The organism is Syntrophomonas sp. UBA1041, assembly GCF_002316705.1.
Taxonomy (GTDB): Bacteria; Bacillota; Syntrophomonadia; order Syntrophomonadales; family Syntrophomonadaceae; genus DTU019.
In genome coordinates this window covers 78,881-79,360 of record NZ_DCEA01000068.1, presented here as the reverse complement: position 1 = coordinate 79,360, position 480 = coordinate 78,881, and the positions used below count along the sequence as shown (strand labels likewise).

1 protein-coding gene is annotated in these 480 nt (G+C 53.1%); it reads right to left on the bottom strand.

Going from position 1 to position 480, the window contains the following annotated elements; genetic code table 11:
- Positions 1-54 precede the first annotated feature (54 nt).
- The coding region (locus tag B2633_RS10390) for a cytochrome b/b6 domain-containing protein (RefSeq protein ID WP_483170565.1) at positions 55-480 on the bottom strand (426 nt) is incomplete at its 5' end.

Below are 480 nucleotides of genomic sequence, written 5' to 3'. Positions count from 1 at the left end.
GAAAAGGGGGAGGCTTACTCCCCCTTTCTTTAGTTAACTAGCATACCATAATGATTATTCTGCATCCTTGGGCTTGTCGCTATACTCCTCAAAAACGGGGAGGCCCAGGATGGTTTTGGGTTTGGGGCCTGCCATTTTGCCGTAGGTCTCTTCATACCATACCGCATGATGGTGCTTGGCCCAGTCTTCTCTGACGGTGCCCTTCCACATTCCCCAGAAGGACTCGCCTGAGCCGGGGTGGAAAGAACCCAGGTAACCGTGCATGCACACCATAACCGTGGCAAAAATCATGGCCAGGTCATGGGTGGGATAGGCGACCCTTACCCAGCTCGCCGGGAAATAGGACGGAAACCACATGATATATCCGGATATCATCAGCAGAAATACCATGAGGGGGGTAACCATGGAGTTGCCCTTTTCACCGCCGTTAAAACGGGTCTGCGGCGGCACCTTCACCTTGAATCCAAAGAACTCCAGCGG